The sequence below is a fragment of the Natronomonas salina genome, assembly GCF_013391105.1.
GTDB classification, from domain to species: domain Archaea; phylum Halobacteriota; class Halobacteria; order Halobacteriales; family Haloarculaceae; genus Natronomonas; species Natronomonas salina.
Genome location: NZ_CP058335.1, coordinates 1,252,416 through 1,265,618, shown reverse-complemented (window position 1 = coordinate 1,265,618; position 13,203 = coordinate 1,252,416). Strand labels below are relative to the sequence as shown.

The 13,203-nt window shown below is 51.0% G+C and carries 12 protein-coding genes; 4 read left to right on the top strand and 8 right to left on the bottom strand.

The features are described from left to right. The first annotated feature begins 97 nt into the window (after positions 1-97). Together HWV07_RS06865 and HWV07_RS06860 are read left to right on the top strand one after the other, a co-directional pair. A complete protein-coding gene (locus HWV07_RS06865; RefSeq protein ID WP_178333589.1) occupies positions 98-1,021 on the top strand; it encodes a glycosyltransferase family 2 protein in 924 nt (307 codons plus the stop codon). 74 nt (positions 1,022-1,095) lie between these two features. Continuing rightward, the gene (locus HWV07_RS06860) at positions 1,096-2,241 is read left to right on the top strand and encodes a glycosyltransferase family 4 protein (protein ID WP_178333588.1); all 1,146 of its coding nucleotides are present in this window, start codon (positions 1,096-1,098) and stop codon (positions 2,239-2,241) included. Between the two features lie 88 nt (positions 2,242-2,329). Here the strand turns inward: HWV07_RS06860 and HWV07_RS06855 are convergent, their stop codons facing one another. The 8 genes from HWV07_RS06855 to HWV07_RS06820 all read right to left on the bottom strand — a co-directional run bounded on the left by HWV07_RS06855 (position 2,330) and on the right by HWV07_RS06820 (position 10,164). Next, the gene (locus HWV07_RS06855) at positions 2,330-3,145 is read right to left on the bottom strand and encodes a methionyl-tRNA formyltransferase (RefSeq protein WP_178333587.1); all 816 of its coding nucleotides are present in this window, start codon (positions 3,143-3,145) and stop codon (positions 2,330-2,332) included. Then, a complete protein-coding gene (locus HWV07_RS06850) occupies positions 3,138-3,980 on the bottom strand; it encodes a polysaccharide deacetylase family protein (RefSeq protein ID WP_178333586.1) in 843 nt (280 codons plus the stop codon). The genes HWV07_RS06855 and HWV07_RS06850 overlap by 8 nt, the downstream gene beginning before the upstream one ends. Next, positions 3,977-4,198: a hypothetical protein gene (locus tag HWV07_RS06845; protein ID WP_178333585.1), complete on the bottom strand. Its 222-nt coding sequence runs from the start codon at positions 4,196-4,198 to the stop codon at positions 3,977-3,979. Before HWV07_RS06845 ends, HWV07_RS06850 begins: the two co-directional genes overlap by 4 nt. Further along, entirely contained in the window at positions 4,195-5,358 is a 1,164-nt protein-coding gene (locus HWV07_RS06840) for a glycosyltransferase family 4 protein (RefSeq protein WP_178333584.1), read from the bottom strand. The genes HWV07_RS06845 and HWV07_RS06840 overlap by 4 nt, the downstream gene beginning before the upstream one ends. Positions 5,359-5,437: 79 nt before the next feature. Further along, a complete protein-coding gene (locus HWV07_RS06835; protein ID WP_178333583.1) occupies positions 5,438-6,709 on the bottom strand; it encodes a nucleotide sugar dehydrogenase in 1,272 nt (423 codons plus the stop codon). Then, a complete protein-coding gene (locus tag HWV07_RS06830; RefSeq protein WP_178333582.1) occupies positions 6,699-7,616 on the bottom strand; it encodes an NAD-dependent epimerase/dehydratase family protein in 918 nt (305 codons plus the stop codon). The genes HWV07_RS06835 and HWV07_RS06830 overlap by 11 nt, the downstream gene beginning before the upstream one ends. A 39-nt stretch (positions 7,617-7,655) precedes the next feature. Beyond that, on the bottom strand, positions 7,656-8,720 hold the full coding sequence (gene wecB / locus HWV07_RS06825) for a non-hydrolyzing UDP-N-acetylglucosamine 2-epimerase (protein ID WP_246279846.1): 1,065 nt from the start codon (positions 8,718-8,720) through the stop codon (positions 7,656-7,658). Between the two features lie 52 nt (positions 8,721-8,772). After that, positions 8,773-10,164 carry a glycosyltransferase family 2 protein gene (locus HWV07_RS06820; protein ID WP_178333581.1) on the bottom strand — a complete coding sequence of 464 codons (1,392 nt, stop codon included), beginning with the start codon at positions 10,162-10,164 and terminating at the stop codon, positions 8,773-8,775. A gap of 844 nt (positions 10,165-11,008) precedes the next feature. Here HWV07_RS06820 and HWV07_RS06815 point away from each other — a divergent pair. Together HWV07_RS06815 and HWV07_RS06810 are read left to right on the top strand one after the other, a co-directional pair. Further along, complete coding sequence (locus HWV07_RS06815; RefSeq protein WP_178333580.1) at positions 11,009-11,491, top strand: DUF5658 family protein; 483 nt, start codon at positions 11,009-11,011, stop codon at positions 11,489-11,491. A 510-nt stretch (positions 11,492-12,001) separates the two neighbouring features. After that, positions 12,002-12,688, top strand: a complete 687-nt coding sequence (locus tag HWV07_RS06810; protein ID WP_178333579.1) for a hypothetical protein — start codon at positions 12,002-12,004, stop codon at positions 12,686-12,688. Positions 12,689-13,203 lie beyond the last annotated feature (515 nt).

Genomic DNA, 13,203 nt, shown 5'->3' with positions numbered 1-13,203 from the left:
TATACCACTATAGAGCGTTTGAGATTCTTGATTATGGTATGTGAAACTGAGCGATTCTCCGTTAAATACAAGCAATTGAATAATGTGCCAGCATAATATGCCGAAAGTTAGTGTTGTTATCCCCACATATAATAATGAAGATACAATAGTAAGAGCAATACAAAGTGTTCTAACCCAGTCATACACAAATCTAGAGATAATTGTAGTAAATGATTGTTCAACGGATGACACATATAAAAAAGTAAATTCGATAGATGATACTAGAGTAAATTATTTTGAGCACAATAAAAATAGAGGGGGGAGCAATGCTCGAAATACAGGTATATCAATAGCATCTGGTGACTATATTTCATTCTTAGATGCAGATGACAGGTGGCACTCAGAAAAATTAAAAAAGCAGATAGATTATATTGAAAAAGCTCAGTATAATGCAGTATATTGTGATATAGATAGGATATATGAGAGAAAATATCCTCGGATAAGAAAAATTGTTGAGTCCATATTTGGTAAAAATTCACTTTCTGGAAAGGAAGGAGGAGTCGAATTACTTCGAGATTCACTCCTGATGAGGAATTTTTCAACCGGAGGTTGTTCAACTCTACTTATTAAAAGCGCACTTGTTAATAAATTGGGTGGGTTTGATGAACGATTTTCCCGACACCAAGATTGGGAATTCAGGAATCGAATTTTAAAAGAGGGATCATTAGGCTTTGTTGATGAAAAGCTTGTTACAAAATATGGTTCGTCTGAAATACAGCCCGAAATAGTTGAAGAGTCCGCTCTCCTATATTTAGATAAATTTTCGGATGATATAGATGTAATAGAAAGTGATGGGTTTGATGTGCATGGCCGGCACTATCTCAGAGTCGCAATAGCCTATTTTAGAAACTCCAATTATAATAAGGGGTATGAATACTTACGAAAATCAAATATATATTCCTCGTTTAAAATTATAGAGCTAATGTGGAATATAATAATTGGTCTAAAAAGAGCAATTAGGGACAAACTACCAAGAAGATAAATAAATATATGATTCAGAGACGGCAAGCCTACTTAGCGATACAATTAAGTAACGATACCAAATATTGAATCTAAATGCGGGTGCTAAACTCTCTCGTAGATCCACGGATTGGTGGCCCACAGCTTAGAGCACTGGAAGTGGCGATTGAATTAAGAGAAATAGGTGTTCAGACGGTGTTTCTTCTTCCTAATGGTACTGGGGATTTTGCAGAGTTAGCTAGAGACAATGGTTTTGATGTTTGTAGACCAGGGTTCCAACAGCTTAATCCTATTAGTGATATAAAAGGAAACTCAAAATACATATTAGATTTTATCCCGGGAACGAAGCGGATCGGGCGTATCATTAGAGAAGAGAATATTGATATCGTTCATGCTAGCATGACTCTCAACTTCCAATCAGCTATAGCTTCATCGAAAACAGATGTTCCATTAGCTTGGTTTTTCAATGATACTGGAACTCCATGGCCTTTAAACCGCCTCGCCGGGCGTGCTGCTCAGCTACTAGCTGACGATATATCAGTTGCGGCAGATGCGGTCCATGAACATTTCTTTAATGAATCAGTTGATTCTCGGACCATCTATCCTCCAGTAGATATAAGCAAGTTTGATCCAAATAGTCTAGAATCTGATAATACTGAAGCAATCGAAATCGTAGATACTGAAAGCGATACCATAACAATTGGGACTGTAGGGAATATTAATCCAGTAAAGGGCCATAAGTATCTACTTCAATCACTACCATATCTTCTAAATGAATTTTCCAATATAGAAGTCCATATCGCCGGCTCGGTCTTAGACTCACGCAAGCCTTATTATGGTGAACTTTTGAGTCTTAGAAATAACTTGGGTTTAGATGGAATAGTAGAATTCATTGGATATACTACTGATATCCCTCAGTTCCTAAATTCACTTGATATGTTCGTATTCCCTTCAGTTAAGGAAGCATGTCCTATAGCTATACTCGAAGCTATGGCTATGGAACTTCCCATAGTCGCGACAAAGGTTGGAGGAATACCGGAAGAAATCATTGATGGGGAACACGGGTGGTTAGTTCCACCCAGAGATCCAGTTTCCTTTTCTGAAGCTATGAGTGAGGTGCTTAGAAAACCCAACGAAGCTAAAAACCGAAGTGAAGCTGCTCGTAAACGAGTGAAATCGAAATTCTCTCTCAACAGATGCGTAAAAAGACACAAAAATATGTATGCCGACTTATTGTATTGAGGATTAGTTACAGATTCGGGATAGACATACAATACAACCATTACTGGCAATGGATGCGTCTCTGAATTGCGCGACCAAGACCCATTAATCAGTAGAATTCGTTACCCTGATGAAGAAATTCGCGGACATCCTCTCGACTAGGTAGAGAATAGTAGGTCCCCGCATCCGGATTTATAGGTTCAGCATCGATTGTCCCTGCCCGGATATCATCCAATGCTCGTCGAAGAACTCCGGATCCACGTTCTGCAACTCGTTCATTCAATGAGTGGAGGGTATCCTCCTCTTGGATTGTCAGCGGTTCCTGAATGATCACGTCTCCTGTATCAATGTCCTCGTCCATATAGTGAACGGTGATACCCGTTTTCTCATTCCCATGGAGCAAAGCCCAAAAGCTGGGGGATACGCCGCGATACTCCGGCAACAATGACGAGTGGACATTTATCCCACCCAGCTCCGGAACTCCAAGCAAATCCGAGCCAAACTTTTGGGTTGCAGCGACCGAGACTATGACGTCAGGATTTTTCGCCTTGGCGTATTTTCGATACAGATCGCTGTTGACATCAGTCGTATGACGGTAGTCGATATCGTACCGATGGGCGAGAGTCTTTGGCGAATAAGCTGGCCCCCACCCTGTAAATCGACCGAAGAGATCCAAGAGCATGAACTTCGCATAGAACAAGCTGTGTTGAGCAAACACCTTCGGGCCAAATCGTCGAAACAGATCGAATGCGAACATAACCAGGTTTTGTGTCCCAAGCGATGGGGGCATCGTCGTGATTCCCACCACGTTGATTGCCTCCGCCTCAACGATATCCCCTAGGAATTTCGGGATGTAGTAGTGTTCGTCTATGGTGATGACGAGAACTTCAAGGGTTTCACTGCCCGTCGAATCGGAACTACGCATCCTTCTGTACCTCTCTGTACAGATCGGCAATTAATCCGAATTCATACCCCTTGTCCTGTAAATCACATATGAACCGATCAAGTAATTCAAACCCATCGTGTTTTCGGCGGGAATAGACAGCACGATACGGAAGCGGTAACTGCTCGAATGTCTTTGGAACGACTAGATCATGCATATGAAAGTCGAAGATGATTATATCCGGGGGGTTAGACCTAACGAGTCGCTCGAAAGCAGCCCCAAACAACTTCAGATAAGACAGGGCCACTGGAATCCGCAGGAAATCAGAGTACACTGTGAAGGGTATTTCAATGATATCTCTATTCGAAATGCTTTGCGGGTTCCGTGACCCGCGAAAGTTGTTGAACCGGCCTGGCCGCCATGAGGGGAATAGACTCGAGCTAAACGCGACATCGTGGTCAGCTAGAATCTCGTAGTCTTGAGACCCGACCGCTCCATCTGGGAAACGAAAGCCGAGGGGGTCCGTCTCAAAATTCTCCCGGATACGATGGACACTCTCTTCGACTTCAGTTTCAACGTCCGCATCTTCTCTGTTTGGGTGCGTATGTGAATGGGCGTGGAAGTCGACTGGGACCGTGGCGTCACGAAATGGTGTGATGGTTTTAGGACAAGTCTCGAGGATTTCCGTCTGCAGAAAACAGGACATCGGTGTCCCTCGCTCTTCCAGCAGTTCTGCAAGTTGGTCGGAATGTTCGACGGTGTTGAAGTGGTTCGTCGACAACGCCGTCCCGTAGTCACATTCGAAATCTAGAGTCAAATATACCCGCTTTTCGTCGGGCCAATCCAATTGACACTTCTCTTCTGTCCGGTCTCTCATTTTGCGTATGCGCCGTTGGTTTCCAAGGGAGCTTCGACACCAACTGATTCCCAAACCGCTTGTTCAGCTTTTCGATCGAGCTTCTCCTGCCGGTGATGAGCATCAATATATCCTTTGATGTACTCGAAAGTGGGATTTGGAGTGGGAGTTCCTGGAATAGTGAAGTCGTGTTCTAGATCAAGTGTGAGACAAGCGCTTTTTGATTTCATAGAACTCATTGGTGCGTCCGGTCTTCTGTGAGTCTTGATGTTGACTCATCAGAGGATTCCTCTTGATACAATCTGTTGAGGATTGCTGAAACCATATCACCGATTTCAGACCAATCGTGCTGGCTTTCAATGACCTCCCGACCGTTTTTTGCCATCCTCATACGGAGAGAGGAGTCCGATAACAAAGTAGACATCGCTTCACTGATTTCCTCGGAATCGTTTTCGACCGCAAATCCAGTGGAGTACTTTTCACTCAGCTTTTTCATTTCCTTAACGTCACTTGCCACGTATGGAGTACCAACCGCCATTGTCTCTAATAATTTCGTAGGACGTGCATAGTCGAGTTCGTATTCCGTCTTCAGTGGAACAAGGCTGATTTTTGCCCCCGCCAACAGATGTGGAATATTTCCTCGAGGAACATATCCTTCAAACGATACCCGGTCCGTAATATCGAGGGTTTCTACGAGTGATTCCAGTTCCTTGCGTCTTTCACCATCCCCGATTATAGTCAAAACAGCATCCTCCTCAAGCTTAGCAAACGCCTCGAAAAATGGAGTGAATGCCTGGCATGTACCGAGGTTTCCCGTATAAATGATGTCGATTGTACCCATGGAATCGATATCTGGTGAAAAAGAGTCAGTATCCATACCAAAAGGCACGGTGTGTATATCAAATTCCCGTTCTGGATACCGTCGTTCGTAGTGTTCAGCCATCGTTTCGGTCACCACGAATACTTCGTCAGAGTATTTAAATGAAATCTCTTCGAGCAAACGAACCAACCAATAGGGGAGCGATCCTTTCTCAACATATCCTAAATCTGCAGCATTATCGATCCACAAATCAAAAATATCTATAACCCAGCTTAGACCAGTAATTTTCCCAACTAAACCCGGGAGAAAGGTTGTATGGGGAGTAGACATAGTAACGATTTGGTCGTATCGCCAGAACGTCGCCAAGACGTATAGAGAACTGAGCACTGAAAACACACCGTAATTCAGCACTCGTCCAAGCACAGTATCGTCCGTTGGCTGGTAGGTAAATAACCGCGTCACTGAAATGTCGTTCACTCTCTCCTGTTCAGTTATGCGCCACCTTTTCTCGAACTCTCCAAACGGGTACGTGGGCTGAGTAGTCAAGATGTGTGGTTCAATGTCTTCATCTAGATTCATAGCAAGTTTCTCCCAGCGGTGCGCACCCCCCATCGACTCAGGTGGGAAGAACTGCGTGACGATTAGAACGTCTAATTTGTCACTCATCGGTAGGCAACAGTGGATTACCTCTCGCTATGGGCAACACGTCGATTTCCCCAGCTACGAGTTCATTCTTGAGACGTTCCAGTTCCTTCGTCGTCTCGGTATGGTCTACGAGCTGGAGAATTAGGACGGGTTCAATTTCGTCAATCAGTACTCCGAGGTCGTCGTAGCCCATCCCGTCGATGAACCGATCGTATTGGGCAATGTCGTAGCCATCCTGGCGGAGCTCCTCAACGATCTCCCGGGCCGGACTTTCTCTCGCATCTTGCGTGTCGGGCTTGTACGCAGCTCCGAGGACGAGCAGCTTCGGATCGTCGTAGTCCCGAAGCGCGTGTCGGATTTTCCGGGTGACGACCTGCGGCATCATGTCGTTGATGCGCCGGGCGGTCGTGATGAGGTTCGTGTGCTCCGGATCGACTTCATTGAGGAACCAGGGGTCGATCGGGAGGCAGTGGCCCCCGACGCCGATCCCAGGACGTAGGATGTCGACCCGTGGATGCTTGTTCGCTAGGTCGATAACGTCCGTCATGTCCTTGTCCAACTCGTCTCCAATGAGGGCGAACTCGTTGGCCAGGGCAATATTCACGTCCCGGTATGTATTCTCCATCAGCTTACAGAGCTCGGCGGACAGCATGTCCGTATGATGGACCTCTCCTTTCAGGAATGGCGCGTAGATTTTCGTCGCCTCTCTGGCGCTCTCAGGTGTGATACCCCCGATGACCCGATCGTTGTGTACGATTTCCTTGAACACGTTCCCCGGAAGGATACGTTCAGGGGAATGTGCGAGGTGTACGTCCACTCCCGGATCAAAACCGGCCTCTGAAAGTTTGGGTACGATGAAATCATCACAGGTGAGAGGCGGAATCGTTGACTCCACATTGACGATGTCGCCCTCTGACAGGTGCGGAATAATCGAGTCTATGGACGCTTCCACGGCGCTCAGGTCAGGGCTCTTCTGAGGGTGTGTCAGTGGCGTCGGAACTGAGATTACGAATGCATCCCCTTCCTCCGGAGAGGTCTTTGCAATCAGGTTTTCTTCCACCTCCTCACTCTCAAGCAACCGCTGGAGGTCCTGTTCGTCCAAATGCAGCGACTGGTCATTGATCGCCTTGACGAGATTCTCGTCGATATCGACACCGACGACGGTCTTCCCAGAGTAGGCCAATTGCAACGCTAATGGAAGGCCGATGAAGCCAGTACCGATGACGTTGATCTTCTCGATGGTCCTACCTTGACCACTTTCGTTCTCTACGCCGTCACTCGACATCGTAGTAGTCTCGCATCCAATCGATGGTCTTTGGGATTCCCTCTTCAAGCGAGACCGTCGCTTCGTGATCGAGATCGCGTTTCGCCTTCTCGACACTCGCCCGCTTGTTCAACGTGTTGTGCTCTTCTCTCCCTCGGTACTCGACCTTCTCATCATTTTTGTCCAGATAGTCCAGTATCATGTCCGAGAGCTCCTTGATGTTGTAGTACTCTTCGCCAGCGATGTTGTAGACCTCGCCTGGCTTGAAGTTTTCAACAATGTTCGCCAGTGTTCGGACGGTATCCCCGATGTAGGTGAACGAACGGTGGTGGTTCTCGTAGACGTGATAGGGGTTGTCGTGCAGTGCGTGATAGCAGAACTTCGCGATGACGCTCCGGTACTCGCTGAACTTCTCGCCGGGCCCGTACGTGTTGAAGAAGCGGACCCGAATGGTCTCGTTGCCGTGTCGATCCGCCGCGTTCAGGATTTGCTGTTCGTTGACCCACTTTGAGATTGCATAGTCATTGAGCTGCCGAGGACCTTCCTCCAACGGTACCGCCTCGTCCATTATATCGTCGTAGTCACCGTAGACCTCACTGGATGAGGAGAAGATCATCCGGAACCCGTGTTCCTTCTGCAACCGAAGCATATGTTTGGTCCCGATAGCGTTCGACTGCCACATCGTCTCGTAGAAGTCTTCACCGTTCTTCCGACCGAATTCCGCCGCCAAGTGGTAGACGTAATCGAAGGAGTGGTCCTCAAAGATCGACGCTAACTGTCGATATTCACTGACGTCGCACTTGTAGTACTTCTCGCGTTCGCTCCACGGGAGGTCCGCGACCCACACGTCGTGGCCGCGTGACTCCAACTCTTCAGTAAGTGGTGCTCCAACTGCGCCCAGGCCGCCTGTGACTAGGATAGCTGCCATGTGTAATTGTCGTGATTCGAGTATTATATCGAAAGCGGTTCAATCATGCTGAGATATCTGGTCTCGTGTCTCACCTTTAGCGGTGGCTTCGTCGATAATCCGTTCAGCAGATTGACCATCACCGAAGGGATTCTCCCAGTGGTGGTCCTCCTGTAGCATACTGGACGATTCGGATACTATCGAGTCCGGGTCCGTCCCGGCGAGGGTGTTCGCCCCGACATCAACTGTCTCGGACCGTTCCGTATTCTCTCGTAGTGTTACGCAAGGAATCCGCAACACACAGGCCTCCTCCTGTACGCCTCCGGAATCGGTCAAGATAAGGCTTGCCTCCGCTTCGAGCTGGAGGAAGTCCAGGTAATCCTGCGGTTCGATCAGTGTGATGCAGTCGGGAATCTCCAGTCCGAACTCGTCGATCCTGGATTCAGCCCGTGGATGGATTGGATAGACGACCTCAACGTTATGTTCCGCGGCAGCTGCCGCGACTCCCTCAAGGAGACCGCGAAACCGTTTCTCGTCGTCAACGTTCTCCGCACGATGGGAAGTCATGAGGAAGAACTCCTCGCCTTCTAATCCGAGGTCGGAGATGACGGTGCTCTTCTCGCGAGCGAGTTCCCGATTCCGATATAGAGCGTCGACGATTGTATTCCCGGTCACCGAGATATTCTCCTCAGGTCGTCCTTCGTCGAGCAGATATTCGCGACTTTGCTCTGTGGGTGCGAACAGGTAGTCGGAGACGTGGTCAGCGAGGACCCGGTTCGTCTCCTCGGGCATCCCTCGGTCGAAGCTCCGAAGGCCGGCTTCTACGTGCGCCAGTTCGCAGTCGAGTTTGCTGGTCGCGATAGCGCCAGCAAGCACGGAATTGGTGTCACCCTGGACGAAGACGACATCGGGTTCCTCATCGAGCAGCACCTCTTCAATCGCGATGAGCATCTGGCCGGTCTGTTCACCGTGGGAGGCTGATCCGACACCAAGGTGATAATCCGGTTTTGGGAGTTCGAGCTGCTCGAAGAACACGGAATCCAGCGAGTCCGAGTAGTGCTGGCCCGTGTGGATGAGAACGAACGATTGACCCCGCTCTTGACACTCCCGGATGAGCGGTGCCATCTTGATGATCTCCGGTCGTGTCCCGAGTATAAACGCAAGATGTGATGAAGATTTATTCATGTGTTCCATCCATGTGTGTACTCAACGAATGCAGCATAATCGCAGTAAATCCAGAGAAGACTCCGAGGAGGATAAGGAATACTGAGACGAGAGCCAAACCCAGAGGGAATGTCTGTGACGTAAGGTAGTTCGCCATCGTCCAGTATCCGAAGCCAGAACCGACTAGCACCATAATGACTGCAGGAACACCCAGGAATTTGATGGGATGATCCTTTTCCACAGTCCGGAGAATTGTACTGATTAACCGAACTCCGTGCGTGACTGGATTCTGACTGTGCCCGTTCTCCACATCGTAATTTACAATAGTGGGCATCTCCTCGATGTGGAAGTCTTCCTTGTGAATATGGTAGAGAATATCTAGGCTCGCATCCATGTCGTCACCGAGATTGGCGTCAGCCAACGTCTCGATGGCATGGGGATCGTAGGCCCGGAATCCACTCTGGGTGTCGCTGACCCAATCTGCTGGATTCAACGTACCCATACTAAGGTTCGACATCACGTTGATCGCGCCGATCCCGAACCGCCTGTAGGCAGGAATGGCACTCCGGTTCTCACCGGCAAACCGGCTCCCGATAGCAACGTTCGCCTCCCCCTCGGTCACCTTCTCGGCGAGGACCGGGATGTCACTTGTATCGTGCTGGCCGTCGCCGTCGATGATGACGAGGCAGCCGACGTCGTGGAGCTCCGCGGTCTCGAACGCGGTCTGGAGTGCTGCACCGTAGCCTCTGTTCCGTTCGTGGGCAACAACGGTCGCACCAGCTTCTCGCGCCCTAGCAGCCGTCTCGTCGCTACTCCCGTCGTCGACGACGATCACCGAGTCGGCCATCCCCTGGGCATCTTCAACCACCGACGCGATTGTGTTCTCCTCGTTGTACGCTGGGATGGCGACTAGCGTCCCCACGTCAGCATCAAGGTCGGTCGGAATGGCCCGTTTGATGTACCCCTCGTCGGCCACTGAACTCCGCTCGAAGTCCACGCGCTGGCCAGTGTTCTCGACGAAGATGAGACCCGAGAAAGCAAGGGCACGAGCCGCTGCAGCGAGGCGATGACACGCACTGAGCTCCGATGAGGTAGCGTCGGTTTCCATGTCGACGGGGATGTAGTGGACCCCTTCGATGTTGGTTAGTTCGAAGAGCCCGGACTCACCGCCTTCTGGCGTCGTAATTAGGACGGGATAATCGGCGCTCTTAGCACGCATGACGACACGTGCGACTTCGTCCACGTTCTTACTTGTCGCGACAACGCCGACAGCGGGTTTGTTGTAACCCTCAGTCGGCGTGTCGATCTTGACCGGTAGAGAAATATCAGATCCGTTTATAACTGCTGATCGGTTCTCTTCACCGGCCTTGGAGTCGTCTGTCTGTTCCCCGCTTGAGCCGCTCATTGTTGCCTCACTTGTGTCTGGTGAATCCTTTGCTTGAGTATCTCCCTTGAACTCTTGTTCGAGACCGAATCTGCTGTGTAATCCATAGTTGGGAGCCAGCTCGTCATTCCGTAGATGGATGTCTCATTTCCCCACCTCGATTCCCCAGACCCGTTGCCGTACGATGATTCAGACATACAGTATCCCATGCCCCCGTGAGTGGACCGATGCGTCCGGCCCTTGAGGTATCTGTATAGGCTCTCGTTTAAATCTCTTCCCACCATCGGTAATTGTTGCGTGAGTGTCACTCTTGGTCTAGTCGTCTCCTCGCGTCCCTATCCCCGTTTTGCGACGAATATTCGGTCTATTATTAAACCCAACCCATTACTAACTTCTTACATCGGGTAACAACTCCTGTTGGCTGAAGTACGTTTCGGTTGCAACCCCGACACCGATCGACCAGTAAACTGGGTGAATCGAAATCGTTACTGCTGGCGCTCTCACTGGAATCGCACTGGATACACCATCCCTGCTCTATCTCGCATATTTTTGTCGCTCAGTCCTGTAATATTCCGGTAGCTTAATCCGGGAACTGTTCGATGGCTACTGTGTGATGCGTTCACAAGGGGAGGAAACGCGTATCGCTATCTGTAACGCCTGCCAGCAACCGATCGGAACCCGGTCTACCGGCCCCGATGGCGAACTCTACCATCGGCGCTGTATGGTCCGCCTGAAGTAGCTCACGGCCACGGTCCGACATCGCAACCATCCATTTTTCGCTGCCGATTCCACGCCGAGCTGCTGGCTTAATACCCCTGCTACTCCCGGCGGTAGGCCCTTCGTGACAGCACCCACTCTACGTACCATGACTGGTGGTTGGGATTCCTCGTCGAGACAGCAGACGACTCCCGGGTCCTTCCAGGGGCGACAGCGGATACGGGACGACGAGTGGTGGTGGTCGGCGAACAGCTACCTCCGCTTCTACGGGATGGTGTTCCTCATCGGGACGAAGACGGCCGACGCGATCACGACGGCTGTCGGGCTCCGCTACGTCCCCTCGATCGTCGAGCGGAACCCCTTCGCCGACGCCGTCTTCGCCGACAGCGGCACGCTCGCCGGGCTGGCGTTCCTGAGTTTCCTGACGGTCATCATCACCGTCCTCACGACGGAGTGGCTGGCGCTGATAATCCATCGCCGCCTCCGGATGGACCGCCTGGCCCTCCTCTCGAAGGCCTTCATCTACGGTAGTCTCTCGCTGCTGTTCGGCGTGATCGCCATCAACAACAGCCTCTTGATATCCCAGCAGATCCAGGTGTACTTCGCCGACCTCCTCACGCTCACGGTCTAACCCGGAGGCATTGACTCTGAATCGGGATCCGCTGCGTATTCATCGCCACCGACGACCCCGAGGCGAGAGCCGAGGCTGTCGTCCGCTTCGAGACGTATCGGGATGAAGCCGACTTCGTAACCCGGCTCAGCGATTCAACGTAATGGGGATCGAGCAGCGGCCCGATTCGGGTGATCGTCGACTGGATTGCGATAGCAGAACGGGTCCTACGACTTGCTCTACTGCGACGGATCAACGATGTTGCTGCTCTGGAAGACAGACCCAGCGACTCAAAATGGGTGTGGAATTACATTTTGAACAATAATTTCCCATCTAACCATTTCAGATGGTTAGTAAAGGCGTTCACATTGTTCGAATGACGTGTTCTGGCGGGTAATTTCGTTAAGATTACTCTGTGGGATAGAACGATTCTGGTGCTTTATGCCACTCTCTCACATGCCGACTCACGTCCCCAAATGGGGATGGGAGCGCCGCTCCGGCGCAATGATACGAAACAGGGGGGAGTCAACTATGGAACGACGAGATGTCTTGAAGACGGTCGGTACGATCGGCACAGCAACTGTAGCAGGTGGGATAGGTGCCCTCGCATTCTTCGGCGGCTCAGCCGCAGCCAAATCGACGCTCGAAGTCCATGAACCGGAGGCTGTCACGACCGACGACGGCACGATAGAACGTGTCTCCTTCGGGGGCAGATTCAAGTTCGAATGGGATGGCCTCGATCAAGACGCCAACTACGGCTGGTACCAGACCGAAACACGCGTCCGCCAGCAGGGGGAAAGCGAGTTCAGCAGCTGGCGGAGCCATGGTACCGACTACGGCCAGCTCGGTGCTAGTTGGGGTGGCGGAAATGACTACACCCAAGATACGGGCACTGACGGATACTGGCAGTTCAAGTTCGGTGCCTACCACGACAACGAGGATTACGTCCTCGCCGGGAGTGTCCCTGACAACATGCGCCCGGTCGAGAATCCCTACGACACGTCCGTCTTCAATACCGACGAAGACGGCGCCGAGAAGGACACGGTCGTCGAGTTCCGATACACGGGACGTGTCTACAACGGAGAACCCGGTAACGGGGGGACCCGTCTCCAGGAAGACGTCGCCACCGGCGAGATGATTATCACGGTCGGGAATCGTGCCGCCACAGCCACCACGTCTGGATCTGTCCGCGGCAACGTCGACGCGGACGAATCGTAATTGGCCCGTCCAGTAACCAGCCTGGCTGCTATCTACTTTTTTGCTTGCTCCACGGAAGGAGGACAGACACCAGATGCGAGATGTCGAGACGACGCCTATCGACCAAAATCGGTTCGGAAAGGATCGAGATAGGGTGGGGTGGGGGTGGGGATGCAAACTGGTCCAGGGGGGTCGGACCAGTCCGATCCTATCGGGAACTCGATCGATGGCGTCGCGAGCCAACCGACCCACCTCGAGACGATCGAGTCCCAGTGTGGAGAGGCATACTCTCCCTTCCGGTGCCCATCGCTTGATGGACACCCGAACCCTCTCGTCACACCCTATTAGTGTTTTACCCTCTTTCGAACGGGCGTAAGAAAGGCGTCGATGTATACCGTTCGCCCGAGTACGGCGTTCTCTCCCCGCGAACATCCACGGCGATGGTTCTCGTATAGAATCGTCGACAAGACGGTGAACCGCCTCAGAGTCAAGTCCCGAGGCACTCGGCCTGCCCTGCCTGTAGAAATCAGCGTCCA

Coding starts and splice junctions, on each gene's coding strand:
- HWV07_RS06850 (WP_178333586.1), bottom strand. CDS start 3,980: ATGAGAGACCGGACAGAAGAGAAGTGTCAATTGGATTGGCCCGACGAA.
- HWV07_RS06845 (WP_178333585.1), bottom strand. CDS start 4,198: ATGAGTTCTATGAAATCAAAAAGCGCTTGTCTCACACTTGATCTAGAA.
- HWV07_RS06840 (WP_178333584.1), bottom strand. CDS start 5,358: ATGAATCTAGATGAAGACATTGAACCACACATCTTGACTACTCAGCCC.
- HWV07_RS06835 (WP_178333583.1), bottom strand. CDS start 6,709: ATGTCGAGTGACGGCGTAGAGAACGAAAGTGGTCAAGGTAGGACCATC.
- HWV07_RS06855 (WP_178333587.1), bottom strand. CDS start 3,145: ATGCGTAGTTCCGATTCGACGGGCAGTGAAACCCTTGAAGTTCTCGTC.
- HWV07_RS06860 (WP_178333588.1), top strand. CDS start 1,096: ATGCGGGTGCTAAACTCTCTCGTAGATCCACGGATTGGTGGCCCACAG.
- HWV07_RS06810 (WP_178333579.1), top strand. CDS start 12,002: ATGGAACGACGAGATGTCTTGAAGACGGTCGGTACGATCGGCACAGCA.
- HWV07_RS06830 (WP_178333582.1), bottom strand. CDS start 7,616: ATGGCAGCTATCCTAGTCACAGGCGGCCTGGGCGCAGTTGGAGCACCA.
- HWV07_RS06820 (WP_178333581.1), bottom strand. CDS start 10,164: ATGAGCGGCTCAAGCGGGGAACAGACAGACGACTCCAAGGCCGGTGAA.
- wecB (WP_246279846.1), bottom strand. CDS start 8,720: ATGGCACCGCTCATCCGGGAGTGTCAAGAGCGGGGTCAATCGTTCGTT.
- HWV07_RS06865 (WP_178333589.1), top strand. CDS start 98: ATGCCGAAAGTTAGTGTTGTTATCCCCACATATAATAATGAAGATACA.
- HWV07_RS06815 (WP_178333580.1), top strand. CDS start 11,009: ATGACTGGTGGTTGGGATTCCTCGTCGAGACAGCAGACGACTCCCGGG.